Source organism: Rhodococcus sp. NPDC059234, assembly GCF_042754225.1.
Classification (GTDB): Bacteria; Actinomycetota; Actinomycetes; order Mycobacteriales; family Mycobacteriaceae; genus Rhodococcus_G.
Map to the genome: position 1 here is coordinate 11,919 of NZ_JBHZAH010000016.1, position 23,268 is coordinate 35,186.

The window sequence follows — 23,268 nt, forward strand, 5'->3', positions numbered from 1 at the left end:
CCGAATCGCATGGTCATGACCGTCGGAGACGATGCGACGACGCTGCTGCGGGCATACGCGATGTGGCCGCCGGAGGAGCTGGGGACTCAACCGCGACTGGTCCAGCCGAGCCGGCCGCTACCGACCGACGTCCGCGGTCGCGCCGGCTGGCAGGTCACGTTTGTCGATGCGGCATCCAGCGGCGAGGTGACCTACGCGATCGACGCGGAGCTCGGTCTTGCGCTGTCGAGAACGGCGGGGTCTCAGGTGCTGGAACTGGCCGACCCCGTGCTCGACGAGGAATTCGAGCCGTCGCTGTTCCAGTGGACCGGCCCGGTCCGTGAGGAACAGGATCGGTTCGTCACCACCGCCCAGCGCGAGTACGAGGAGAAGATGCAGGCGCTCGCGCAGATGCCACGGCCACGGGTCACGTGGCTGCCGGGGTCCATCACCGCCCAACCCGTCGAGGGCGACCCCCGAACCGGCGCCCTGGACTTCCACGTGACAGCCCAGTACGCCTACTTCACGCTTCGCCAATGGGTCACCGAGGTCGGCGAACCCGACGCCGGATGGACAACGCAGCACGTTCCGGTGACATACCGGGAAGCCTTGGGTCCCTGGACATTCGAGATCCGCAGTCACACCCCGCTCGACCAGGCCGATTGCGCACGCATCGTCGCGTCGATCGAACCCGCCGCGCCGCCGGCGGCCTCCGCCGCCCAGATCCGCGACGCGCTCGACCGGGACGCTGCCGCGAAGGCCGACGCCGAGCTGTGCGAATCCCTCGGTACCGGACAGCAACTCGACGACCACCTCGGAAACGACTTCGGGGTGTCACTTCTTGTCCGGACCGACTTCAGCGACGACGCGCGGTGGCGTGCCGTGGCCGCCGCAGCCATGGCACCCGGGGTCGACGACGAGCCCGATTTCGCCGCCGACCTGCTCTGCATAGACAATCCCGACAACGACGGCCTGTCGATCGCCGACCTCCTCGAGAGAATCGGTGACAGGCCGCCGTACTACGTCTTCCTCGCCGATACCACCACCATCGCCGACCTCGAGCATCCGATCCTCGCCGTGGACACCGGGCCCGAGGACACCGGCCACGCACGAGGGCAAACGGTCCGGGTGATCCCGTCACAGATGTGGTCGATCGAGAACAACCTGTCCCTCGCAAACATGGACTTCGAGGATTTCATCTCCGCTGCCGGACCCGACGGCGTGTATCTCGGGGGTTCGACTGAACACTCGCCGGCTGCGGGTCGACGTCGGGGGAGTCGACCTGGTGTCCGGACAGACTTTGGCACCAACCTCTTTCGTCGCTTCGAGCAACCACGAGCCGTACGGCCGAGACGACAGGGTCCCCCACCATCGTTCGACTGCGAAGTTCCCTCCCGGCCCTGTCCGAAGCCCGTCGCTGGGCTGACCCGGCGGGTTCACCTCGATCTTCCCAAGTCGGGCATACTGCCCATCGAACCCACCCGAGATCAGGAGCACCCCGGTGATCAGCGAGCTGCAGACCGAATTCCACGGCCTTCCCGTCGTGGACTTCCCCATCGACACCGCCCCCACCATGCCCGCGCAGGGCCCGGTGGCCTGGCGAATCTCGGTGCCCACGTACGAACCGCCCTTCGACTGGCCGGAGGCGTTCGCGAAGTTCCGGGCCGCGGTCGATCCCGCGGGTGTGCAGGCGATCGTCGTCGGCGGCTGGTCCGATCCGTACGAGGAGAGCTCCGCTCCCGTGGTGGAGGCCCTCGCCGCGGCCGCCGGCGAACTCCCCGCGTTGCGGTCCCTGTTCCTCGGGGACATGACCTCCGAGGACTGCGAGATCTCGTGGATCGTGCAGTCCGACGTCACCGCCCTGCTGACGGCGTTTCCTCGACTGGAGCACCTGGGGGTACGCGGCGGCAGCCAGCTGTCGCTGACCCCGGTCCGGCACGAGAACCTCCGCAGCCTGGTGATCGAGACCGGTGGCCTGCCCGCCGACGTGGTCCGTGCCGTGGCCGCCTCGGACCTGCCTTCCCTGACCGAACTGGAATTGTGGTTGGGCACAGAGGACTACGGTGCCGATTCGTCCGTCGAGGACCTCGCCCCGATCCTCTCCGGCGAGAAGCTCCCGCGGTTGACCCGCCTCGCGCTCTCCAACAGTGACCAGCAGGACGCGATCGCGGCCGCCGTCGCCACGGCGCCGATCCTCCCGCAACTGCGCGCCCTGGATCTGTCGAAGGGCGTGCTGCTGGACGGGGGCGGCGAGGCGCTGCTCGCCGGCCAGCCGCTCACCCATCTCGAATCGCTGGACCTGCACCACAACTACCTCAGCGACGCTGTGCTGGAGCGCATTCGGATGACGCTCGAGCCGGCCGGGGTGGAACTGGACCTCGACAGCGCGGACGCCGACGAGGACGCCTACGACGGAACCATCTACCGGTCGGTCGCGGTCGGCGAATGACACGTCCCCGCCTGGCGGTCGTGGGCAACCCGGCAAACCGCCGCGTCACGATGCTGCTGGACGCCGCGGCCCGCCACGGCCTGCCCCGACCGCGGGTGGTGTCCTGGCGCGAAGTGCTCACTGCGCGCGGGGTCCGGTTCGACCCCGACGAGGTGGTCCGACTGGACTCGCCCGGCGAGGACCCCGACGTGGACGCGCTGCTGCGCGGACCCGGGGATCCGACCCGCATAGCCGGCGGAACACGTTGGTACGCATCGTTGCTCGATGCGGTCGGCACGCTGCGCGGCGGGCGGCCGCTGACCGACCCGAGCGATCTCGCGGTGCTGTTCGACAAGCGACGGTGCCACGCGGTGCTCGCGGACGGGGGAGTTCCGGTACCGGTTTCGCCCACCTCGGGCACCGACGCGCCGGTGCCGCGGGACTGGCCGGAGGTGCGCGCGTTGGCCGCGGCGGCCGGACTGCGACGGTTCTTCCTCAAGCCCGCGCACGGATCGTCGGCGGCCGGGGTGATCGCGGTGGAGACCGCGTCCGGCGGCCGCGTGCAGGCACGCAGCAGCGCGGAGGTTGCGACGGACGGTGTCTACAACACCCTGCGCGTACGTCGGCTGGTGGGCGAAATCGAGGTCGGCGCACTGGTCGACGCGCTGGCCGGCGAACACCTGCATCTCGAGGCGTGGCTGCCGAAGCCGTCGTGGCGCGGCCGCACCGCCGACCTGCGGGTGGTGGTGGTCGCCGGACGGGCAACCCACGCGGTGCTCCGCACCAGCGCCCACCCCATGACCAACCTGCACCTGGGCGGGCGACGCGGCGACCTGGCCGCCGCGCGGGATGGCTTCGACGCCGCGGGATACGGCTGGGAGAGCGCCCTCGAGGTCGCGGAACGGGCCGCGGCCCGGTTCCCCCGCACGCTGTGCGTCGGGGTGGACCTGCTGCCCGCCGCGCACTGGCGCGGTGCCGCGGTCGGCGAAGTGAATGCCTTCGGCGATCTGCTCCCGGGCCTGAGCGGGCTGCCGGGGCGCGCCGACGGGCTCGACACGTATGCGGCACAACTGGCCGCGCTCCCGGAATGGGTCGATGATGCAGCAGCCTGACGATTCGGTCGCGGGACCGCCGAAAGCGGCTGCGGCGCAACCTGACATGAAGACCGTCGTCGGGTCCGACGACATCCTGCTGGTCACGCTCGACACCCTGCGCTACGACGTGGCCTGCGAGCTGGCGGCCGCCGGGCGGATCCCGAACCTGGCGCGGCACCTGCCCGGTGGCCGGTGGGAGCAGCGCCACGCCCCGGGCAGCTTCACCTACGCCTCGCACCAGGCGATATTCGCCGGGTTCCTGCCGACCCCGGTGGGGCAGGGGCCGCACCCGCGGCTGTTCGCGGCCGAGTTCGGCGGGAGCGAGTCGATCGCGGACGGGACGTTCGTGTTCGCGGAGTCGAATGTCGTCGCAGGCCTGGCCGCCGCCGGCTACCACACGGCGTGCATCGGCGGGGTCGGCTTCTTCAACCGCCGGGGCGCGCTGGGCTCGGTGCTGCCCGATCTGTTCGACGAGGCGCACTGGTCTCCCGAGCTCGGGGTGACCTCACCGACCTCGTTCGAGGCGCAGGTGGACCTGGCGGCGCGGGTGGTGGTCGGGCTCCCCGCCGAGCGTCGGCTTTTCCTGTTCGTCAATGTGTCTGCGCTGCACCAGCCGAACTGGTTCTTCGCCGAGCGCGCCGCCGCGGATCACGGCGACACCCGGGCGACGCACGCGGCGGCGCTGGAGTACGTGGACCGGCACATCGGGCGGCTGTTCGCCGCCATGTCCGGCCGGCGCCGGTGTTTCGCGATCGTGTGCTCCGACCACGGCACCGCGTACGGCGAGGACGGCTACACCGGGCACCGACTCGGGCACCCCGCGGTCTGGACGGTGCCGTACGCCCATTTCTTCCTGGAGGGGCCGCGATGACCACCACCGATCTACCCATGCCGGTCCCGGCGGGCGAGGTGCCCCCGGGGTACGTCCCGCCCTATCAGAATTACGTGTACGCATACCCGCACAAGACGGCCTACCGGCCGCTGCTCCCGCCTCCCGCCCTGACCGAGCTGTGGGCGGACGAACCGCAGGACGCACTGTCGCTGTATCTGCACGTGCCGTTCTGCGAGGTGCGCTGCGGCTTCTGCAACCTCTTCACCCGGGTCGGCGCGCCGGGCGAGCTGACCACCCGATACCTCGACGCCCTCGAGCGCCAGGCGGAGGCGGTGCGCGAGGCCCTGGCGCCGTCGGCCCGATTCGCGACGGCCGCGTTCGGCGGCGGGACACCCACCTACCTGAGCGCGGGGGAGTTGGAGCGGCTCTGCGACATCGCCGAGGACATGGGCGCCGACCTGAGGGCTGTCCCGCTGTCGGTGGAGGCGTCGCCGGCGACGGCCACCGCCGACCGGCTCGCGGTGCTGGCCGAGCGCGGCGTCACCCGCCTCAGCCTCGGGGTGCAGAGCTTCGACGACGCCGAGGCCCGGGCCGCGGTCCGCCCGCAGCGCCGCGCGGACGTCGAGGCCGCCCTGCAGCGCGTCCGGGACGCCGCGATCGCGGTCCTGAACATCGACCTGATCTACGGGATCGACGGCCAGACACCGGATTCCTGGGTCGCCTCGCTGGACGCCGCGCTGGCCTGGCGTCCCGAGGAGCTGTACCTGTACCCGCTGTACGTCCGGCCGCTGACCGGCCTGGCCCGACGAGCCGCCGGCCCCGATCCGGACTGGGACGCGCACCGACTCGACCTGTACGTCCGCGGGCGCGATCACCTGGTCGCGTCGGGCTACGTCCAGGAGTCGATGCGCATGTTCCGCCGCGCCGACGCGCCCGCCCACGGCCCGGACGACTACGCCTGCCAGACCGACGGCATGATCGGACTCGGTTGTGGCGCACGGTCGTACACCCGGAACTTGCACTACTCGTTCGACTACGCGGTCGGAGCGCACGAGGTGCGTGCCATCATCGACGACTACGTGGCGGGCACCGTCGACGACTTCCGCCGCGCCGCGGTGGGGCACGCGATGACCGAGGACGAGGCCCGGCGCCGGCACCTGCTGCAGTCGGTGTTGCAGGCGACCGGAATGCCGTTGGCGGACTACAGTTCCCGGTTCGGCGCCGATCCGCACGAGCATTTCGGCGCCGAGCTGCACCGGTGGTCCGAACGCGGCTGGCTGCACTCCGACGGTGGCCGGCTCCAGCTGACCGAGCTGGGTCTGGCGTACTCGGACGCCCTCGGGCCGGAGCTGTTCTCCCCGCGGGTGCGGGCCGCGATGGCCGAGTACGAGGGCCGCTGACGATGTTGACCGTCCTGTACCGCGGTCCGCTCGCGTCGTGCGACTACGACTGCCCGTACTGCCCGTTCGCGAAACGCCGGGACACCCCCGAGCAGCTCCGCGCCGACCGGGCCGCGCTGGACCGCTTCTGCGCGTGGGCGAAGGGACAGGACCAGGAGCTGTCGATCCTGTTCACGCCGTGGGGGGAGGGCCTGGTCCGGTCCTGGTACCGCCGGGCCCTGGTGGAGCTGTCCCGGCTGCCGCGGGTACGCCGGGTGGCGATCCAGACGAACCTGAGCTGTCGCACCGGCTGGCTCGCCGACGCCGACCGCGACGTGGTCGCCCTGTGGTGCACGTACCACCCCGGTCAGACGCCCCACGACCGCTTCCTGACCAAGACCGCCGAGCTGGCCGCGCTCGGCGTGCGCTTCAGCGTCGGTGTCGTCGGGCTGCCGGAGCATCTGACCGCCGCCCGTCGGCTGCGCGCCGAGCTCCCCGGTTCGGTGTACCTGTGGGTCAACGCCGCCGAGGGGCACGAGTACACCGACGCCGATGCCGACGACTGGACGGGCATCGACCCGCTCTTCGAGTTCAGCCGGCATCCGCACCGGACGCGGGGGCGCGCGTGCCGCACGGGGGACTCGGTGGTGTCCGTCGACGGTGACGGCACCGTCCGGCGGTGCCATTTCGTCCCCGAGCTACTGGGCAACCTGTACGACGGTTCCTTCCGGGACGCGCTGCGCCCGCGGCCCTGCCCGCTGGAGGTGTGCGACTGCCACATCGGCTACGTCCACGCCGAGCAGGTTCCGCTGTACGACGTCTTCGCGGGTGGTGTGCTGGAACGGATCCCGGCGGAGCCGGTGTGGCTGCCGCTTCCCGCCGTGATCGCATCCCGCTGAGTCGGCGCGCAGAACCGGGCGATCCGCCCACAGTCGACTGGGCAGCCGTCACCACCGGTTCGGTACCGTTCCGTGTTGACGCGCGACCGCGCGTCGTTCGAACGGATCGGCGCATCCGAACTGGGAGGTTCCCGTGGCTGGTGGTCTCGTCGCCCTGTTGGACGACGTCGCAGCGATCGCGAAAGTGGCCGCGGCGTCCATCGACGACATCGGCGCGGCGGCAGGCAAGGCCAGCATCAAGGCGGCGGGTGTGGTGGTCGACGACACCGCCGTCACGCCCCGCTACGTGCACGGCTTCTCCCCCAAGCGCGAGCTGCCCATCATCCGCAAGATCGCGATCGGGTCGATCCGCAACAAGCTCCTGATCATCCTGCCGGTGGCGATGATCCTGAGCCAGTTCCTGCCGCAGGCCCTGCCGTACCTGCTGATCGCCGGCGGCATGTTCCTCTGCTACGAGGGCGCCGAGAAGGTCTACGAGGCGTTGACCGGCGGTCACCACGAGGACGAGAGCGCGGCCGAGGCGCAGGGCTCGCCCGAACACGAGAAGGCGATGGTCAGCGGCGCGATCCGCACCGACCTGATCCTGTCCGCCGAGATCATGGTCATCTCGCTGTCGTCGGTCGAGGACGAACCGTTCTTCACCCGGCTGATAGTTCTCATCGTCGTCGCGATCCTCATCACCATCCTCGTGTACGGCGTAGTCGCCCTCATCGTGAAGATGGACGACGTGGGCCTCGCTCTCGCGGGGCGTAAGTCGTCGTTCAGTCAGCGGATCGGCCGCGGACTCGTGGCCGCGATGCCGAAGGTGATGTCGGTGCTCACCGTGGTCGGGATCGCCGCGATGCTGTGGGTCGGCGGCCACATCCTCATCGTCAACGTCGGCGAGGCCGGATTCCACTGGCCGGCCGATCGCCTCCACGACCTCGAGCACTGGTTCGGCGAGCTCGTGCACGGCGGCCTCGGCGGGGTGCTGTCCTGGACCGCCGGGACCGTGACGTCCGCTCTCGTCGGACTGGTCGTCGGCGCGATCGCCGTGCTGGTCATGCACCTGATTCCCAAGCGGAAGAAGGAAAGCGCGGCGCACTGACCGTTCCCACTCGGGTGCTTTGCCGGCGCCGGTAACAGCGCCGCGAGGCCTGTCGTCCGTTCGGGTACTGTGTCGATCACCTCGAAACCGGCCGTTATCAACTCCACGCTGACTTCAGCCACTGGCCACCGACAGGCAGGCTGGTCCGCACCCGCCAAAGAAGTCCGCCCACCTGCCCCGGACCACACCCAGCATCGAGCACGGGACCTGTCAGGGTTGCGGCCCAGCTGATCACCGGTGCCCGATCCCGGTCGCCGGGCTCAACTCTCGTGGTGGACGGTAACGGTGTCGTTCCGATCCCACACGGCGACAAGCAGCTGGTCGGTGGGCTTGTCAGCGCCGACTGCGAAGTCGAGTGCGAGGACACGCTCCGTCGCCGCGGGGCTGACCGTGATGCCGACAAGGACTAGGTGGTCGAGGAAGACCTCGTCGGTGACCACCTCACGGGTGTCCACGTCGAACAACTCGCACACCATCTCTGCGGGGATATCCTCGCGATGAAACTCGCTGAACAACGAAGTCGTCGACCGGGGATCGGTCAGTTCCGCGGTGAAAGCGGCGAAAGCCGCAGCGACCAGAGTCTGCATATCGCTGAGACCGGCTTCTGCCCTGTCGAGTTCGCTTTGGGTCAGAGTCTCACCACCCTGAATCCAATACCAGGCACCCGCTCCGAATCCGGCTACTCCGGCAGGTAGCACGGCACCGGCCACCGAATCGTCGCCGAAATCGAGGTGCCCCGCGAACCGGCTGGCCAATTGATTCATGGTCCGATCGTGCCGTCCATCAGGGACGGGAACTCACGCCGCCCAGTCGATCCCAGCGGCACGTTTCGTCAATCGTTGCCGCGAGTCGACAGCTGTGGGTTCCGAAATTACTTGCCCGACCGGCCTGCAACTATCGAGGTATTCCACGACATTCGCCCCCGGCGATGCCGCGCAAAGACGTCCTTCCCCATTGTCTCCGCTCGACGCGGCGCCGAATATCCCTTCCGTGCGATGATCGGCAGCGCCGACAACCGGCCTGAACAGGCTGCCCGGCGTGCCCGACTACCTCACAGACGGGGAGTGCCCGATCCATGCCAACGCCACCGCGCTCGTCGAACAACTCCCGAGAACCCGGCGTGGTCAGCGGGCTCACCGACCTCGCGCAGATACTGCGCACCCTCGACGTCGATGTGCGACCTGAACCGTACGTCTACGCCACCGTCGATCCGAGCCATCCGGCCGTTGCCGATGCTCAGGCGACAGTGGCCGAGCGTGAGGGCGTCACGCTCGTGCTCCGCCGCAGCGACGCGGATGCCCACGGTCTCTCGGGCGAGTTCGTCTCTGCCTGGCTCACTCTCACCGTCCATTCGTCGCTCGAGGCAGTCGGGCTGACCGCGGCCTTCTCGTCCGCACTCGGACGGGCGGGGATCAGCTGCAACGTGCTCGCGGGCTTCCACCACGACCACATCCTGGTGCCCTTCGACCGGCGCGACGACGCCGTTCGCGCCCTACGAGACCTTCGTCAAGGCGTCGCCGCTACGGACAAATAGCCCGGAGTCATACCGGGAATCCAAGGATCACCCTGTCGGGAACCTGAGCGGCGCCGGCACTCGATGCCGAGGCACACGCCGGCAAGGGCTCCCGGACCAGGTCAGGTGCCCCGCCGATTCAGTGGCCTCACGGGACGCGGAACCGCAAGGAGGGTTCAGATGGCGAACGCACCTCTGCTGCAACGGCATCCACCCCGACAGGCGACCCCTCGCAGGGGCGATGTCACCGAGCAGTGACAGGCGAACCGCTCGGCTCCACGGCAGCGCTGTCCGTCGCGGGATAGACCGGGTACTCCACGCCCGAGAGGTACTGGACGGTACGCACGACCTGGCATGAGTAGCCGAACTCGTTGTCGTACCAGACGTACAGGATGGCGGTGTCGCCGTCGACGATCGCGGCGTTCGCGTCGACGATGCACGCCGCACGCGAGCCGATGAAGTCACTCGACACGGCGTCGGTTGCCGCGGTGTAGTCGAGGTTCCGGCTCAACGCTCCGGTGAGCGATTCCTGGCGAAGGTGCTCCAACACTTCATCTTTGGTGGCGTCGCGACCGAGCTGAAGGTTGAGGATCGCGACTGACACGTCCGGCGTGGGCACGCGGATCGAATTGCCGGTGATCTTGGCCTTCAGGTCGGGAAGCGCCTTCGCAATCGCGGAGGCCGCACCCGTCTCGGTGAGAACGAGGTTGAACGGCGCCGATCGGCCACGCCGGTCGGCCTTGTGGAAGTTGTCCAGCAGGTTCTGGTCATTGGTGAACGAGTGGACAGTCTCGACGTGGCCCCGCACGACGCCGAACTCGTCGTCCATGGCCTTCAGCGGCGGGACGATGGCGTTCGTGGTGCAGGACGCGCACGACACGATGTTCTCGGTCGGATCGATGTCGCGGTGATTGACGCCGTGCACGATGTTGGGGACGTCACCCTTGCCGGGCGCGGTCAACACCACCTTCGCCACACCAGGGCGGAGGTGCTGCGACAGCCCGTCGCGGTCACGCCAGATCCCGGTGTTGTCGATCAGGATCGCATTGTCGATGCCGTACTCGGTGTAGTCGACACTCGTCGGATCGTTGCTGTAGATGAACTTGATGACGTTGCCATTGGCGATGAGCGTGTTGTTCTCGTCGTCGACCTTGATTGTGCCTTCGAACTGACCGTGGACGGAGTCGCGGCGCAGCAGTGACGCACGCTTGACCAGGTCGTCCTCACCGCCCTTCCGGACGACGACGGCACGCAGGTTCAAGCCGTTGCCCGAACCGGCCTTCTCGATGAGGAGTCGCGCCACGAGTCGACCGATACGCCCGAATCCGTAGAGGACGACATCCTGGGGCTGCGCGGGGCTCGTCTGGGCACCACCGACAAGGTCGGCGAGGCTCTCCGCGACGAACTCGGGGATCGGCGCTCCACCACCGTGGGCGTGGTAGGCGGTCACCAACAGGCCGAGGTCGATCTTCGAGGGCCGCAGATCGAGGTCGGTCAGCGCCTCGAGGAAGGGGAACGTCTCCTCGACGGACAGCTCGTCACCACGGATCTGTCGGGCGAAGCGATGGGTCCGCAGGATCTTGATGACCGACTTATTCACCAGCGAGCGGCTGTGCAGCAGAATGGTCACCGAATGCCTGCGGTGCAGGCCGCCGATGATGGGGATCATCGCCTCCGCAAGTGCCTCTTCGGAGTTCCACTGTGCCAATTCCGCTGTGCTCACTGCGCTCCTCTGCCTTGTCGGCTCGTGTGGCACGTCCGGTGGTTGGATGCCGGCCCGGACGAGACGCAGGTCACTCGCCGGTCAGCCTTCTGGATCGGTGGATCAGTTCACGACCGACGTCGATTACGACGTGCGCATCACCCAGCATATTGAAGCGCTCCCTCGCATCAACAAGCCGGTCGCCGAAACCGTCCCGCGGGCGTGGACCTGCCGCCTCACACGAAGGGTGCCCCGGCGAACCTTCCGACGTATCCGTCTGTGGTGATCGGAGCCTCAAGGATGGCTTCACGCTCGACCTGAGTGCAGTGACCCAGGTCTCAAGCCAGGCCGAGATGTCCTATCCTCACTGGCGGATCCAGTTGGAATCAGTCAGGCGAATACCAGCGCCGGCGCCAGGCATTGGTGTTCGTCCGGTTCGGTGCCACAATCTGGTCGGGTTGATGGTGTGGTCTCGGCCTACGAGGTCGATGTGCCGGGCGGTGAGGCCGGCCGTAGCCGCGTGGGCCAGCGCCTCCGCATATGTGCAGCGGGCATCGGGGGCAACTAGATCGTTGCCGGCCAATTCCGTCGCGATGTCGAACACCGAGTGCGGTTCAGGATGGGCCGCGTGAAACAGGGCGCCTCTGTCGTCGACGGAGCAGGTCAGCGCCACGTCGGCGATCAGGGAGCCGAGCTCGTCGACGGAGATGGTCGACAGCAGTGCGGCACCGCCGTCGACCCAGGCACGTGTCTTGCCGAGGATGTGACGGAGGCCAGGCAGGAACCAGCGATCGCGGCGTCCGTGGATGAAGCCGGGCCTGACGGTGATGCCACCGTGGGCGCGGACGATCCGGTCGGCTGCCGCGCGGGTGGCACTGACGGCTGTGACTGGATTCGGTTCTCGGGTGTCTTCGACAACGTCGGTGAACGGACCCGGGCCGTAGACACCGATGCTGCTGAGATTGATGACGGCTTCGACACCGTGGACGTCTGCCGCCGCGAGCACGTTCTGGGTCCCGACGTAGTTGACCTGCTCGCACAGGTCCCCGTCCGCGCCCGTGTATCCGGCGGCGTGGACGATCACGTCGACACCCTCGAACGCTCGCACCAGCGTTCGTAGGTCACCGAGATCGGCCTGTTGGTAGCGGACCTCGGCTAGCGGGGCCGCCGGAGGGCGCCTCACCACAGCGGTCACCTCGCCGCCGGCTGCAACCAAGGCCCGTAGAGTGGCTGCGCCGATGAAACCGGACGCCCCGATTACTGCGACATGAACGAGGTGGCTGTTCCGCCCGCTGGATTCCGGCGTCATCGGATGTGGCCCGGACGGTCGGCGACCGAGACTGCGGTCGTGGTATATCCGATCTGGAGTCGACAAGAGAGGGCGTTGACGTAGTGGTCAAGCAGGAGCGAGCGATCGCGACTCGGCAACAGATCATCAAGGCCGCCGCCGAGCGGTTCGACGAAACCGGGTACGAGCGCGCCAGCCTGGCCGAGATCGTCGATCTGTCCAGAGTCACCAAGGGCGCGCTGTACTTTCACTTCAAGTCGAAGGACGATCTCGCTGCTGTTGTCATCGAGGAGCAGCATGCGATCTCGATGACAGCGGTCGGTCGGATCCGGCAGACGGAGGCACCGGCCCTCGAACAGCTGGTGATGCTGTGCTACGAGATGGGTCGCGAGATCGTCGAGGATCCCATCGTCCGCGCGGGTATCCGCCTCACCATCGAGATGAGCGCCGACGTCGGACCACCGCAGCCGTATGTCGACTGGATCGACGGTGTCGACTCCGTGTTCCGTTCCGCGATCGAAGAAGGTGATGTTCTCGATACGGTCGATCCCGCGGAACTCGCGCGCTACTTCGTCTCGGCCTTCACCGGAGTCCAGCTCGTGTCGAACGTGCTCACCCAGCGCGACGACCTCGAGGCTCGACTCGACCAGATGCTGACGTTCATTCTGTCGGCGATCGTCACGCCCCGACGTCGGCACAAGATCGATCGATACCGTCATGCGCGGTGGGATCCGACGTCCGGGTGACCGTGGCCGGCTGTCGATGGAGACAAGAGCACGGTGCCCGATACCTTCGTCTGGCCCCACTGAGAGAACTCGACCCCGACGCAGTCCTCCTCGTCGCGCCGGAGGGTGGTAGCCACGATGGTTGGCTCGTCCAATTCGAGAAACCGGCGGAACCTCATCACGAGGGACTCGACATCGGCGCAGGGTCGCCCGAGACGCAGCCGAGCGCTCTGGCGAGCCGCCTCGAGAACAACGGCGCCGGGCACGTGATCGGACGGATGGTCGAACAACACGGGGTGTGTCAGATCGACCCGAAGCGGCCATCGCCCCCGGCCCGGGCCCGAGGGGTGCACACCCAAGACGACTGCCAGAGTGTCCGGGGCACACACCGCGGCCGGCGAGACCGGATCCGGTTGCGGGACAAGACCGACCGACGGTGCACGGTCCCCGCTCCACCGCACTCGCTCGTACTCGTCCACCGTGAGAACGTTCGCCGCCGCCAGCGCACGCCCCGCCACCTCACCGTCGATGTGGAAGTCGACATCAACACTGAAGGCTGACAGTCGACCTCGCCGCCGCGCCTGCTCGGTCACCCGTGCGTCGATGACAACGTCGGCGGGGCGGGGTCCGACCGTCAACCTGTCCAGATTCGACTCGACGCGCATCGTCTGCATCGTGAACCGGTGAGCGAGAGGTACGGAGTAGTGCATGTGCGCTAGGTAGATGGCGCACTGCCGAGCCGTTTCCGCCAGAAGCATCGTGTCGTAGCGGTCCGTGCACGTTCGATAGAAGGCGTGCTGACGCGGCCACTGGGCACCGAGACGAAATCGGCCGACCCCGCCCGAAGGAACACTGTCCGTGAGGTAGACCTCGGACACGGACTGCCGGTGCACGAACCTTCTCGGAACTGTCGATTCAAAACTCAACGCCTGCAACATTTTACGGAGGGTAGACCCGAACATGCCAACCGTCCGGGTTTTGACTTGAGTTACGACATGACGTGCACCGTCCGGCGCAAGACCGACCCCGTCCGTCCGAGGATGGATATCTGAAGGCCGATCGACCACCCCCAACTCGACCGGGACTTACGAACAAACCGCGTGAATCACGACCAGGTGCATAGCTCCATTTCCCATCACATCGACGACAGATGTGTCTCCTTTGTCCCCTTTTTCTGATTATCGCGGCCAAAGCAGGGAATTGATGGCCGGTCGCCCGTCGATCGATCTGGTGGACGAATCCCCTGTTCACCGGAGGCGCCAGAGGGGGTAGACAAACTTTTCAATACCGGTTGACCGGTTATTTATTCGATTCCGCGGACAGGCCGCTCCAGCCGTGAGTAACCTCCCCACCCAGAGATCGAGTGATCCACCACATACCTGAAAGCGATCGTTTCGCGCGTGCACCGTCACACGAGATCGAGGAGTCCCATGAGACGCAGGTCACCACGGCCCTGGCCGTGAATTCACTTGCAAGGAAAGGGAATCGGCGAATCTCGATACCGATCGAGTGCCGCGGCTCCGTCCGGACCCGCGTGCCGGTCGGACAGCCGAAGCGCTGAATGATCCACTAACCGGAGCTCTTTCGGCTCTTGGCGTGACAGCCAGCCAGGACAGAAGGGCACCTCACGAATCACCCTGCTCGACGACAGGGGGTGTACCGGTCCGAGGCATCGGACCGGTGGGCGTGCAAACCGAGGTCACACACTCGAGCCGCACGGTGCACTACCAACACGAGATTCGATAGCTTCAATGAAAGGTACCCACACGATGGGGATCAAGAAGACTGGAATCATCGGCGCAGCACTCGCATCCGCGGCCGCCCTCGCCTTCGCCGGCACCGCCCAGGCGGCAACCGCAGTCGAGGGAACACCCACCACGGACTACCAGATGTGTGGAACCGTCTACACCGGCGCTCCGTGAAAGGCCCTCCCCACACTGCCGGCAGGGGCGACGGGCGTCTCGGGTGTCACGGTGACGGGCACGCTCTGGAACAGCACGGGCACGACCTCCAGCGGCGTCGGCTCTGCCACGACCGGCGCCGACGGCAGCTACTGCATCAACGGCAGCGCCGCCATGGCATTCGCTGTGCAGTTCTCCAGTTCGTACGTGGTCCTGAACGCCACGCCCACCGCTTCGATCACCAGTCCGAACCCATGGGCGACGGCGACCACCGGCGGGTCGACGCACATCGACTCTGCAGTATTCAACGCTCACAAGCACCCGAGTAAGAACTCGGCGTACGGCTTCTACTTCACCGCACCCTAAGGAGAATCGATGCTCGGCGCCCTCGCCAACGCGTTACTGAATTTGGGCCTTGGAGTGATACCCGCCGTGGGCGGGTCGCTCGACAGCCTGAACACGATGTCCACCAATAGCTACTCGGATGGGAGGTGAACGAAACGATGGGATCGATAGCTGAGTCAACCGGCTCGCTGGGACAGACGGTGACGCAAGCGCTGCCCATGCTGCTGGGCGCCGGGTTCGTGGGCCTGCAATTGTCTGTCGGATTCTGACAGGAAGGAAGCGACATGCCAATCCAAGCATTCTCTGCAGATCTGATGTCGAATATCGCGCAGACCTGGACGGGGATCAACGGCCCCCTCACCACGTTCCTGCACTCCCTGTCCTGAGAAAGGAGGATGACAACTGTGTTTGCGACCTACTGGAATGGACTGGTCAATCTCATGGCGGGCCTCACCTCGCTGACCGTGACCGGACTGGATACTGCATCCAGTCAGGGCGCCGGCTGGTCGAGTCTCGAGTCAGCCAGCAAGGGCTGACGAGCGACGCGGATCAAGCTCTCGCCCGTAGAGCAGCTGATACGAGTTGAGTTAGATGCTCGCAAGTACCTTCGGAGGTGTCAGGAAGGGATAGCTGTGTTCCCTTTCGAGGAGAAAAGCTTCTGCGCTCCTCCCTCCTGGCATCCTCCGAAGGTTTCTTGCTACGCCCCGCCGGCATCATCTACGTCGGCCTGCGCTGGCGATGGGCATTCCTGTTGCAGCGGTGATCCGACTCCATTTCAGGTGACGTCCACATCAGAAGGATTCATAGTCGATCAGCCGCCGGACGGCCCGCCGTGGCCGGAGGAGTTCTGGCGGAGCTGCACGCCGAGCGGTATCCGGACTATCCCGACCTGCTGGGCCGCGTGTACGCCGACCCCTCTGTCGATCACTACCGCGCACTCCACACCCGCGGCAGGTTGCTCGTCAGCGAAGCTGGTGTGCGGTTCGTCGACGGGTTCGTCGATCGAGACAACCGATCCCGTTGTACTCGAGCGCAACAGCACTCGATCGGCGTGAAATTCCGACATGGCCGACACCCGTCCATCGCGCCGAATCAGACTGCCGATGTGGAGCGACGTGGCATTCAGGGGCACGGCAGTCCTTCCGAAGGACCATCCGCCGATAGCGGCTCATCTAGTGCCGACTCGTAGAGATGCTGCCACAGGAGATGAAATCCAGAAGCCTTACTTCGTCTGCGGCACAGTGACTTTTCATCAAATCATCGACCTCGCGAACTGTGCGTCCCGGCGCCTCGCGTGCAACCAGTCGCAGGAGTTCACCTCGGTACTGTGGACTGCGAAAACCACGCGAACTGGGCTGCATCGAGCGAGATGTCGGCTATCGGGATGTGGATCGGCTGCCGAGCACCGTGCACATCAGTGCCGTGGCTGTCATCGCCGCGATGCCGATCCATGCCGCGGCGGTGTAGGCGTCACTCGTGGGGAACAGGTCACCGGCAGGGGTACCGGCGGCGAGCACCAGGCCACCGACCGCGCTGCCGAGGGAGAAGCCGACGCTGCGGACGACCTGGTTGACGCTCATGGAGCTCGAGGTCTCGCTCTGCGGAGTGACGGCGAGGATGACAGAGGGCATGGCGGCCGAGAAGACACCGACACCGAAGCCGAGGATTGCCATCGCCACGAGTAGGTCGACGAGGTTCGAGCGGGCCCCGGCGAAGACGGCGAACGCGGCGAGAACGACGAGGGCGCCCGCCGCGAGGAGAGTGGGCGCACCGAGCCGTTGACGCATGCGGGGGGTGACCCTTCCGGCGACGAAGCCGAGCAGGGAGAACGGAACCAGGACGAGTCCGGCGACGAAGGTGGTCAGACCGAAGCCGTATCCGGCGTCGCCGGGTGTTTGGGCGTAGCGGGTGATGAGGGTGAGCAGCAGGTACATCCCGATACCGCCGACGAGCATGGCGGCGTTGGCGCCAGCGACCGCACCATGTCGGAGGAGTCGGACATCGACCAGCGGCGCCGGGGCGCGCCGTTCGGCGAGGATCCAGACTGCGAGGAGGAGCATCGCGAGGACGGCGAGGGTGACGGCCCGGCCGAGATGCCCGGTCCACAGTCCGGTTTCGCTGACGAGGAGCAGGACCAGGAGAATTCCTCCGGCCAGTAGGAATGCGCCGGGTAGGTCGACTCGGGCTGATCGGCCTGCGGGTGGGGTGGGGATGCTGCGCCAGGCCGTCAGCAGCGCGATCGCGGTCACGGCAGCGCCGAGACCGTAGGCCGCGCGGATGCCTCCGAGTTCGGTGAGCAGCCCGGCCAGTGGGTAGCCGATGCCGATGCCGATGGTGGATGCGACGGACAGCAGTGCGATGGTGGCTGCCGCGCGGTCTTCGTGCAGGTGGTCGCGGGCGACGCCCATCATCAGTGCGGTCAGGCCCAGGCCGACGCCTTGGGCGGCGCGGCCGACGAGGAGCCAGGCGAACGGCAGTGGTGCGGCGGTGAGCAGGCTGCCGACGACGACGACCGCGAGTGTGGCGAGGATGGTGACGCGGCGGCGGGGGCCGGCGCCGAGACGACCGAGGACCGGTGTGGCGACGGCGCCGGCCAGCAGGGTGATCGTCAGGGTCCACTGCGCGCTGGCGAGGGAGACATCCAGTGTGGTTGCGACGCTGGTGATCAGGGGTGCGCCGAGGCTGCCGACCGCGGCGACGACGAGCGCGATGAACACCAAAGAGGGGACCAGCAGTCGCGGCTCTTGTGTCTCGGCCGTGCTCGCTGGCGTGTTCATTTGTTGGTCTCGTCGGTGATGTGGTCGAAGAGTCCGGCTTGGATACGGGTCGTGATCCCGGCGGCCCAGGGCGCGTCGACGTCGTGGACTTGTAGGGCGGCTCCGGTGTTGAGGAGCATGCCGAATGCGAGGAACGACTTGACCGTCACCGGGTCGAGGCCGGTGGTGTCGGCGACGACCGTCCACATCCGGGCGACGCTGGCACGGACAGCGTCTCGGACGTCCGGGTCGCCGCACGCGGCGAAGCCCTGCAGTTGGAGTAGCAGGGATGTTCGGTCGGTGAGCATGTCGTTGTAACGGGCGCCCATGCGGGCGAGTGCCTCGCGTCCGGTTGCTTCTCCGGCGGCTTCCCGCATTCCGTCTGTCAGTCTGTCGAATGCTGTGACCATCACTTCTTCGAACAAGGCCTTCTTGGTCCCGAAGATTCGGAAGACGTAGGCCTGGGTGATCTCGGCTTGCCGGGCGATGTTCTCTACCGACGCGCCGTGCAGGCCTCCGCCTGCGAACTCTGTTGCGGCGATCTGCAGGACTTGTTGCCTGCGGTCCGGTCCGCTCATCCGTTGGCGTCGAGTCATAACCCTAAGTTACTAGTAACTAACTACATACTTAAAGGGCTGGCCGGGCACTGTGAGCTGTGCAACGCCGAGACCTGGGCTGAGGGTGCACATTCTGAACGCTGGTGAGCAGAAGTTCCGGCGTCCGGAGCTGCCGAGCCGGATCCCACTGTCCAGAATTTGCTGTCCTGTTTGGCGACCCTCCTGGAGGACGAATTTCCGGGATCCCGATGGCCTTCACAGCAACCGCGAACATGATCAGCGCAGTGAGTGCGCCAGCCAGCAGGGAGACCGCCGCACCGCTTCGGAGATCTGGAAGCACGACTCGGTGATCCGGACAACGGCAAAGCAGGCCGTGCCGGCGATCACTGCGGACGTCCCGACCCCCATTGCGGTGTCACACACATGGTGGAACCCGAGCAGGCCGTAGCGACGGCGCAGCAGGTAGTGGCCCAAGGCAGCGCCCGCGAGGTGCTGTTTGGTGTGGGCTGACCCGTAATCGCAACGAGCAGTTCGTGAATCTGTTGTCCTGTACGACGATCCGCGAGCGAGACTTCCGGGGGAGAATGCCGGCCCTCCGGTTGTCATGGCCAGGCACCACGAGATGATCATCCCGTGGCAGATGTGATCATCTTCGATCTGGACGGCACCCTGGTCGATCGGGCAGCCGAGCTATGAGCGTTGACTACGACGAGCTGGAGCTGCGCCTGTTGCGCGAGTTCCTCGAGAGCGCGCCCGCGACCGAGTGGCTGGTGACGGCATGCGCGATGAACTACGAGGGCAAGTCCGGACTGATCGCGTGGATGGCCGCACATCCGCGGCTCGACAGGGCCACCGCCGCGGCCTTGTACTGGTACTCCCAGCCCGGCTACTACCAGAAGTTCCGCACCGAGGCCGATGTCCCGCCGGTCAATCGCGTGGGATGGACGAACCTGCATGCACTGCAGGCCCGGGTCGCCTCCGGCACCCTGGCGGTGGCCGGTGCGTCGTTCGACCCGGCGAACGACCTCTCGACGCCGACCGGGAATCCGAAACACCCCGGCCAGGACTGGACGGCTGAAGCGCACGGCGCACACGACGATCCGGGATGGCTGATCCCTCAGGTGATGTTCGAGTCCGTCACCGGGAATGACGTCGACATCCGCGGATACGTGGAGTCCAACGGATGGGTCGAGGGGATACCACCCGCTGTGCTCGAAGAACTTGAAGCTGCATGGCAGGCCGAAGGTGAGGACGACGAATGATGGCCCGCAATCCGGTGACTGCGCCCACCTCGCCCATCCTGGAAGGCGACGCGGCGTGAGCAGCTACGAGGAAGTCGAGAACCTCGTTCGTGAGCGTGCAACCCACGCCACGGCCGAGGCGCAGGTCGAGTTCGGGATCGCGGTCACGCGGGAGCTCCTCACAGCGGACGGCGTGGCAGCGGCGGCCGCAGCAGAGCTGACGGAGGACGGAGCACGCGCCGTCAGCTCTGCAGCCGACGGAGCGGGTACAGCGTCTGCCGAGCAGCTTCGGGCATGGATCGTCGAGATCGACGAGGGCGACCTGTCGGATGGCGACATGGATCCGGATCTCCTGCGCGCGATCACCGCGCTGGAGGCGTGGGCCGGCTATCTGGAGGGACGGTCGTCGGAGCGGATCGCTGCACTCGGTATCGCGCTGCTCGAGGAGGCGGACTTCCGGGCGAGCGGGGCGCCGCTGGACGACTTCCTCGCGTCGCCGGAGACTCGGCAGGCGTTCGACCGGATTCGCGCGGCGCTCATCAGGCCGGGGATACAGGGAAGCGAGTAAGCCGCCGTGTTCGAGAACAGCATCACGATCGATGCCGCGGACAGGGCGGCCGTCCGGCGGGCGTTCGTCGATGCGGCGGTGTCGCGTCGCCTGAGGATCGCGAGCATGATCACGTACCCGATCGTGCTGGCCGTCGGCGTCGTGTTGGCGGTGTCGGGTCGCCCCATCGGGGTGTTCGCATTCGGGGTGATCGCAGCCCTCGCGCTGCTGCTCGTCGTCTTCGTGGGCATCCTTCGCCGTGTTGCCGTGAAGGCGGTCGATGACGCCATGGGTGTCGGATCGCGACTCACGGTGCGGATCGATGCGGACGGGCTGGGGTTGGATGGCAGTTTCGGTTCATCGCGCGCGCCGTGGAATTCGGTCTCCGGCGCGGTGCGCGTCAAGGACGGCATCGTGTTTCGGAACATGGCGGGGAAGGCGGCGTTCTTCGTGCCAGGTCGCGCGCTCGACGACAGTGCACTTGCACTGGCCGAGGAGTACATCGATCGGGCGCGGCGTGATGAACAGGAGTACGTCGCATGAGCGAGACCTACGACTGGGACCGGCTGTTCCACGCCTATGCGGTGGCGACGGACACGCCGACTCATTTGGAGGCGTTGGTGGCTGCCGACGAGACGGCGTTCTCGACGGCGATGGAGCATCTGTACAGCGCGGTGCTGCATCAGGGAACCATCTATCCGGCAGCGACACCCGCGGTTGCCGCTGTTGCACAAGCCGTCTCGTTCTGGATCGGCGCCGCGGACCGGAAGACCGCGTCAGCGCGCCTGCCCGCGCTGGTGGACTTCCTCGATGCGGCGGGCGACAGTCTGACCCTGGCCGGGCAGCTGCTTGCGTCCGAAGGTGAGGCCGTGCCGCCTTCCGCCGAGGAGGAACGCAAGTTCTTCGAGACCCTTGCATCCGACGACGAAGAGGAATCGGAAGAGGCGTGGGAGTCGCCTGTGGCGGGTGTGCTCATGACTCACGCCATCCCGGCGCTCCGGCAGCAGGCAGACCCGGTCATGGAGGGGCTGCTCCAGGTGATGGGATCGGATGCCATCGCCCACAAGGCCGGGGCGGTGAGCGCACTGGCGCACTGGAACTGCAATTCCACTGCGCCGTATCAGCACCGAGCCGCCGCAGCGCTGCGTTCCTTCGCGAACAGCGCCACGGTGCGTGATGACCGAGCCGCGGCTGTTCTCGCCCTCGGCACCGTCGGGGCCGACGTCAGCGGGTGGCTCGCCGACGCCGATCCCGCGATCCGCGCGTGTGCCGCCCTGTGCCTGCCGCGTTCTGGGGAAGCGGCGAAAGAACTCGTCCGTGCGCTGACTCAACCGGAAGAGGTCGACCAGTGGTTCGAACGGCGACCGAGCAGTTTTCCCATGCACGTCCGGTTCACGCTGCTGAATTCGCTCCTGCAACGGGAAACGTCATTCGCCGCGATCTTGCCGGCGGCCGTTGCGATAGTGCAGCTTTCGAGCCCGTACACAGCCGACAACGACTGGGGACCGTTGCTTCGTGCCGCGTTCCCCGAGGTCGAGTTCGTTCCTGGTGAGTACCCACCTGTACCCGAGAACATCGGCGCGCCTCAGCGCCAGTTCCTCGCGGCTTTGGTGGCGAACGAGCGGTTGTGGGGAACGAACGTCGGCAACGCGGGGCTGGCGCTCATGCGCGTCGGCCTGCCGTATGACCGACAGGCGATCGCGGTGCTGCTGAAGGACGGAACCGGAGATGACTGACGAGTGCCGCGATCAGGCGTGGCGGGACGAGCTTATCCGCCTGGGCGGCAGCATCCATCAGGACGAGGCGGGGCCGCTCAGCGATGAGGAGGACGCCGTCCAGCAGGCAGGCATCAATCGGTACCTCGCGATGCTCGATGCCCTCGACGGACAGGCCGTCGATGCGGAAACCATCGAGGCGATCCTCTGGTCGTTGCACCCGCTCGACGACTACGGCATCTACGAGGCCGCCTACGGCGTCCTCTCGCGAGCCGATCCGGCAACGTGTGGAGCCGCCACCGCCCGGGTGCTGCCGAACTGGCTGGAGTCGCGCGGGGATCACGACAGCATCTGCACCGGCTCGATGTTCGTCACGGGCAGCGAGGACGCGAGCCGCGCGTTCCTCACGGAGACCGATACCTGGGGCGATGCGCAGCGCGCGCTCGTGCGCCGAACGCTCGGCCGCTGGGTCCGTGAAGACGATGAGTGGGAACCGATCCACGAGGCACTCGGCGGCACGAACAGGACGCCGGTGCTCGATCCGATCCCGGACGACTGGCCCGAGGACTGGAGATCCGCAGCCGAGGCGTTCCGCGAGAGCGGTCGGGTCGACCGCGCATGGGCGAACGAGAAGGACTTCGCGAGCAACTTCGACCGAGTACTCGCGATCATGGAACTCGGCCACGGCGCGCGCTGGCGGGAGGTGCCCAACTTCCTCAACGCGCTGCTCATGCGTCGGAGGGACGAGCTCCCGAAGTTCATCGGCGCGCTCGCCGCGCTCGCTGACGATCGCCGCGAACGCCTCGTCGTGGCCGTCGACGCCGCTCGCCCGGACACCGCCGAGTACCTCCGCGGGCTCGTGGAAGAACGAGGAGAGCTCCCGACGTGACGCTGCTCGAGCAGCGTCACAAGCGCCGACGAGTCTCGGGGCGTCGAGAGACATCGCCAATTTCGGTCGGGCCGGGTCCCGGACGCCGGGCTCAGCTTTCGTGGTGGACGGTGACGGTGTCGTTCCGATCCCACACGGCGACGAGCAGCTGGTCGGTGGGCTTGCCAGCGCCGATCGCGAAGTCGAGTGTGAGGACACGCTCCGTCGCCGCGCGGCTGACCGCGATGCCGACGAGGTGTAGATGGTCGAGGAAGATCTCGTCGGTGACGATCTCACATCGCCCAGGGCGACTTCTGCCTTGTCGAGTTCGCTCTGGTTCAGCGTCTCTTCACCGTGAATCCAATACCAGGCACCCGCTCCGAATCCGTCTATCCCAGCAGGCAGCACGGCA

At 67.0% G+C, this 23,268-nt stretch carries 24 protein-coding genes and 2 pseudogenes; 17 read left to right on the plus strand and 9 right to left on the minus strand.

Features of this window, described 5'->3' with window-relative positions; genetic code table 11:
- Positions 1-117: 117 nt before the first annotated feature.
- Positions 118-792: a hypothetical protein gene (locus ACFXGJ_RS05610; RefSeq protein ID WP_378617320.1), complete on the minus strand. Its 675-nt coding sequence runs from the start codon at positions 790-792 to the stop codon at positions 118-120.
- Between the two features lie 69 nt (positions 793-861).
- Here ACFXGJ_RS05610 and ACFXGJ_RS05615 point away from each other — a divergent pair.
- From ACFXGJ_RS05615 to ACFXGJ_RS05645, 7 genes and pseudogenes are all read left to right on the plus strand, one after another.
- Positions 862-1,152: pseudogene (locus ACFXGJ_RS05615) on the plus strand (DUF6924 domain-containing protein); the annotation flags it as partial.
- 328 nt (positions 1,153-1,480) lie between these two features.
- Positions 1,481-2,428 carry an STM4015 family protein gene (locus ACFXGJ_RS05620; RefSeq protein ID WP_378617321.1) on the plus strand — a complete coding sequence of 316 codons (948 nt, stop codon included), beginning with the start codon at positions 1,481-1,483 and terminating at the stop codon, positions 2,426-2,428.
- Positions 2,425-3,519 (plus strand): STM4014 family protein, encoded by a 1,095-nt coding sequence (locus tag ACFXGJ_RS05625; protein ID WP_378617322.1) that lies wholly within the window; start codon positions 2,425-2,427, stop codon positions 3,517-3,519. Before ACFXGJ_RS05620 ends, ACFXGJ_RS05625 begins: the two co-directional genes overlap by 4 nt.
- A 46-nt stretch (positions 3,520-3,565) precedes the next feature.
- A complete protein-coding gene (locus ACFXGJ_RS05630) occupies positions 3,566-4,372 on the plus strand; it encodes an STM4013/SEN3800 family hydrolase (protein WP_378617323.1) in 807 nt (268 codons plus the stop codon).
- Positions 4,369-5,733 (plus strand): STM4012 family radical SAM protein, encoded by a 1,365-nt coding sequence (locus ACFXGJ_RS05635; RefSeq protein WP_378617324.1) that lies wholly within the window; start codon positions 4,369-4,371, stop codon positions 5,731-5,733. The genes ACFXGJ_RS05630 and ACFXGJ_RS05635 overlap by 4 nt, the downstream gene beginning before the upstream one ends.
- Positions 5,734-5,735: 2 nt before the next feature.
- A complete protein-coding gene (locus ACFXGJ_RS05640) occupies positions 5,736-6,611 on the plus strand; it encodes an STM4011 family radical SAM protein (RefSeq protein ID WP_378617325.1) in 876 nt (291 codons plus the stop codon).
- A gap of 133 nt (positions 6,612-6,744) precedes the next feature.
- Positions 6,745-7,698: a DUF808 domain-containing protein gene (locus ACFXGJ_RS05645; RefSeq protein WP_378617326.1), complete on the plus strand. Its 954-nt coding sequence runs from the start codon at positions 6,745-6,747 to the stop codon at positions 7,696-7,698.
- A gap of 126 nt (positions 7,699-7,824) precedes the next feature.
- On the opposite strand, the pseudogene ACFXGJ_RS05650 reads toward ACFXGJ_RS05645, so the two are convergent.
- Together ACFXGJ_RS05650 and ACFXGJ_RS05655 are read right to left on the minus strand one after the other, a co-directional pair.
- Positions 7,825-7,975 (minus strand): annotated as a pseudogene (locus tag ACFXGJ_RS05650) (SAM-dependent methyltransferase); the annotation flags it as partial.
- Entirely contained in the window at positions 7,959-8,462 is a 504-nt protein-coding gene (locus ACFXGJ_RS05655) for a hypothetical protein (protein ID WP_378617327.1), read from the minus strand. The pseudogene ACFXGJ_RS05650 and the gene ACFXGJ_RS05655, both read right to left, overlap by 17 nt.
- A 311-nt stretch (positions 8,463-8,773) precedes the next feature.
- On the opposite strand from ACFXGJ_RS05655, the gene ACFXGJ_RS05660 reads away from it, so the two are divergent.
- Positions 8,774-9,232, plus strand: a complete 459-nt coding sequence (locus tag ACFXGJ_RS05660; RefSeq protein WP_378617329.1) for an ACT domain-containing protein — start codon at positions 8,774-8,776, stop codon at positions 9,230-9,232.
- Positions 9,233-9,455: 223 nt separating this feature from the next.
- On the opposite strand, the gene ACFXGJ_RS05665 is transcribed toward ACFXGJ_RS05660, so the two are convergent.
- Together ACFXGJ_RS05665 and ACFXGJ_RS05670 are read right to left on the minus strand one after the other, a co-directional pair.
- Entirely contained in the window at positions 9,456-10,934 is a 1,479-nt protein-coding gene (locus ACFXGJ_RS05665; RefSeq protein ID WP_378617331.1) for a glyceraldehyde-3-phosphate dehydrogenase, read from the minus strand.
- Positions 10,935-11,277: 343 nt separating this feature from the next.
- Positions 11,278-12,222: an NAD-dependent epimerase/dehydratase family protein gene (locus ACFXGJ_RS05670; protein WP_378617333.1), complete on the minus strand. Its 945-nt coding sequence runs from the start codon at positions 12,220-12,222 to the stop codon at positions 11,278-11,280.
- Positions 12,223-12,305: 83 nt separating this feature from the next.
- On the opposite strand from ACFXGJ_RS05670, the gene ACFXGJ_RS05675 reads away from it, so the two are divergent.
- Positions 12,306-12,947: a ScbR family autoregulator-binding transcription factor gene (locus ACFXGJ_RS05675; RefSeq protein ID WP_378617336.1), complete on the plus strand. Its 642-nt coding sequence runs from the start codon at positions 12,306-12,308 to the stop codon at positions 12,945-12,947.
- Here ACFXGJ_RS05675 and ACFXGJ_RS05680 read toward each other — a convergent pair.
- A complete protein-coding gene (locus ACFXGJ_RS05680) occupies positions 12,917-13,888 on the minus strand; it encodes a ScbA/BarX family gamma-butyrolactone biosynthesis protein (RefSeq protein WP_378617404.1) in 972 nt (323 codons plus the stop codon). The two genes, ACFXGJ_RS05675 and ACFXGJ_RS05680, sit on opposite strands and share 31 nt — an antisense overlap.
- An 807-nt stretch (positions 13,889-14,695) precedes the next feature.
- On the opposite strand from ACFXGJ_RS05680, the gene ACFXGJ_RS05685 reads away from it, so the two are divergent.
- The 3 genes from ACFXGJ_RS05685 (at position 14,696) to ACFXGJ_RS05695 (ending at position 15,708) form a co-directional block, all read left to right on the plus strand.
- Positions 14,696-14,848 (plus strand): hypothetical protein, encoded by a 153-nt coding sequence (locus ACFXGJ_RS05685; protein WP_378617338.1) that lies wholly within the window; start codon positions 14,696-14,698, stop codon positions 14,846-14,848.
- Positions 14,849-14,899: 51 nt separating this feature from the next.
- Positions 14,900-15,193 carry a hypothetical protein gene (locus tag ACFXGJ_RS05690; protein WP_378617340.1) on the plus strand — a complete coding sequence of 98 codons (294 nt, stop codon included), beginning with the start codon at positions 14,900-14,902 and terminating at the stop codon, positions 15,191-15,193.
- A gap of 374 nt (positions 15,194-15,567) precedes the next feature.
- The gene (locus ACFXGJ_RS05695) at positions 15,568-15,708 is read left to right on the plus strand and encodes a hypothetical protein (protein WP_378617342.1); all 141 of its coding nucleotides are present in this window, start codon (positions 15,568-15,570) and stop codon (positions 15,706-15,708) included.
- Positions 15,709-15,983: 275 nt separating this feature from the next.
- Here the strand turns inward: ACFXGJ_RS05695 and ACFXGJ_RS05700 are convergent, their stop codons facing one another.
- The 3 genes from ACFXGJ_RS05700 to ACFXGJ_RS05710 form a co-directional block, all read right to left on the minus strand.
- Positions 15,984-16,238, minus strand: a complete 255-nt coding sequence (locus ACFXGJ_RS05700; protein ID WP_378617344.1) for a hypothetical protein — start codon at positions 16,236-16,238, stop codon at positions 15,984-15,986.
- Between the two features lie 310 nt (positions 16,239-16,548).
- The gene (locus tag ACFXGJ_RS05705; protein ID WP_378617346.1) at positions 16,549-17,949 is read right to left on the minus strand and encodes an MFS transporter; all 1,401 of its coding nucleotides are present in this window, start codon (positions 17,947-17,949) and stop codon (positions 16,549-16,551) included.
- Positions 17,946-18,524 (minus strand): TetR/AcrR family transcriptional regulator, encoded by a 579-nt coding sequence (locus ACFXGJ_RS05710; protein ID WP_378617348.1) that lies wholly within the window; start codon positions 18,522-18,524, stop codon positions 17,946-17,948. Before ACFXGJ_RS05710 ends, ACFXGJ_RS05705 begins: the two co-directional genes overlap by 4 nt.
- Before the next feature lie 653 nt (positions 18,525-19,177).
- On the opposite strand from ACFXGJ_RS05710, the gene ACFXGJ_RS05715 reads away from it, so the two are divergent.
- Genes ACFXGJ_RS05715 through ACFXGJ_RS05735 form a run of 5 tightly spaced genes read left to right on the plus strand, consistent with a single transcriptional unit; the run spans position 19,178 to position 22,877 of the window.
- Complete coding sequence (locus tag ACFXGJ_RS05715; RefSeq protein WP_378617350.1) at positions 19,178-19,747, plus strand: DUF4274 domain-containing protein; 570 nt, start codon at positions 19,178-19,180, stop codon at positions 19,745-19,747.
- Positions 19,748-19,802: 55 nt separating this feature from the next.
- Positions 19,803-20,294 carry a hypothetical protein gene (locus tag ACFXGJ_RS05720; protein ID WP_378617352.1) on the plus strand — a complete coding sequence of 164 codons (492 nt, stop codon included), beginning with the start codon at positions 19,803-19,805 and terminating at the stop codon, positions 20,292-20,294.
- A gap of 6 nt (positions 20,295-20,300) precedes the next feature.
- Positions 20,301-20,816, plus strand: coding sequence for a YcxB family protein (locus ACFXGJ_RS05725; RefSeq protein WP_378617354.1), 516 nt, complete (start codon positions 20,301-20,303; stop codon positions 20,814-20,816).
- A complete protein-coding gene (locus tag ACFXGJ_RS05730; protein ID WP_378617356.1) occupies positions 20,813-22,009 on the plus strand; it encodes a hypothetical protein in 1,197 nt (398 codons plus the stop codon). The genes ACFXGJ_RS05725 and ACFXGJ_RS05730 overlap by 4 nt, the downstream gene beginning before the upstream one ends.
- Positions 22,002-22,877, plus strand: a complete 876-nt coding sequence (locus ACFXGJ_RS05735) for a hypothetical protein (RefSeq protein WP_378617358.1) — start codon at positions 22,002-22,004, stop codon at positions 22,875-22,877. Before ACFXGJ_RS05730 ends, ACFXGJ_RS05735 begins: the two co-directional genes overlap by 8 nt.
- The last annotated feature ends 391 nt before the right edge of the window (positions 22,878-23,268 follow it).

Bases quoted from the DNA above. Each gene is read 5' to 3' on its own strand.
- ACFXGJ_RS05625 (WP_378617322.1), top strand. From the start codon at position 2,425: ATGACACGTCCCCGCCTGGCGGTCGTGGGCAACCCGGCAAACCGCCGC.
- ACFXGJ_RS05630 (WP_378617323.1), top strand. From the start codon at position 3,566: ATGAAGACCGTCGTCGGGTCCGACGACATCCTGCTGGTCACGCTCGAC.
- ACFXGJ_RS05635 (WP_378617324.1), top strand. From the start codon at position 4,369: ATGACCACCACCGATCTACCCATGCCGGTCCCGGCGGGCGAGGTGCCC.
- ACFXGJ_RS05640 (WP_378617325.1), top strand. From the start codon at position 5,736: ATGTTGACCGTCCTGTACCGCGGTCCGCTCGCGTCGTGCGACTACGAC.
- ACFXGJ_RS05655 (WP_378617327.1), bottom strand. From the start codon at position 8,462: ATGAATCAATTGGCCAGCCGGTTCGCGGGGCACCTCGATTTCGGCGAC.
- ACFXGJ_RS05660 (WP_378617329.1), top strand. From the start codon at position 8,774: ATGCCAACGCCACCGCGCTCGTCGAACAACTCCCGAGAACCCGGCGTG.
- ACFXGJ_RS05670 (WP_378617333.1), bottom strand. From the start codon at position 12,222: ATGACGCCGGAATCCAGCGGGCGGAACAGCCACCTCGTTCATGTCGCA.
- ACFXGJ_RS05680 (WP_378617404.1), bottom strand. From the start codon at position 13,888: ATGTTCGGGTCTACCCTCCGTAAAATGTTGCAGGCGTTGAGTTTTGAA.
- ACFXGJ_RS05685 (WP_378617338.1), top strand. From the start codon at position 14,696: ATGGGGATCAAGAAGACTGGAATCATCGGCGCAGCACTCGCATCCGCG.
- ACFXGJ_RS05695 (WP_378617342.1), top strand. From the start codon at position 15,568: ATGACAACTGTGTTTGCGACCTACTGGAATGGACTGGTCAATCTCATG.
- ACFXGJ_RS05700 (WP_378617344.1), bottom strand. From the start codon at position 16,238: ATGTCGGAATTTCACGCCGATCGAGTGCTGTTGCGCTCGAGTACAACG.
- ACFXGJ_RS05705 (WP_378617346.1), bottom strand. From the start codon at position 17,949: ATGAACACGCCAGCGAGCACGGCCGAGACACAAGAGCCGCGACTGCTG.
- ACFXGJ_RS05710 (WP_378617348.1), bottom strand. From the start codon at position 18,524: ATGACTCGACGCCAACGGATGAGCGGACCGGACCGCAGGCAACAAGTC.
- ACFXGJ_RS05715 (WP_378617350.1), top strand. From the start codon at position 19,178: ATGAGCGTTGACTACGACGAGCTGGAGCTGCGCCTGTTGCGCGAGTTC.
- ACFXGJ_RS05730 (WP_378617356.1), top strand. From the start codon at position 20,813: ATGAGCGAGACCTACGACTGGGACCGGCTGTTCCACGCCTATGCGGTG.
- ACFXGJ_RS05735 (WP_378617358.1), top strand. From the start codon at position 22,002: ATGACTGACGAGTGCCGCGATCAGGCGTGGCGGGACGAGCTTATCCGC.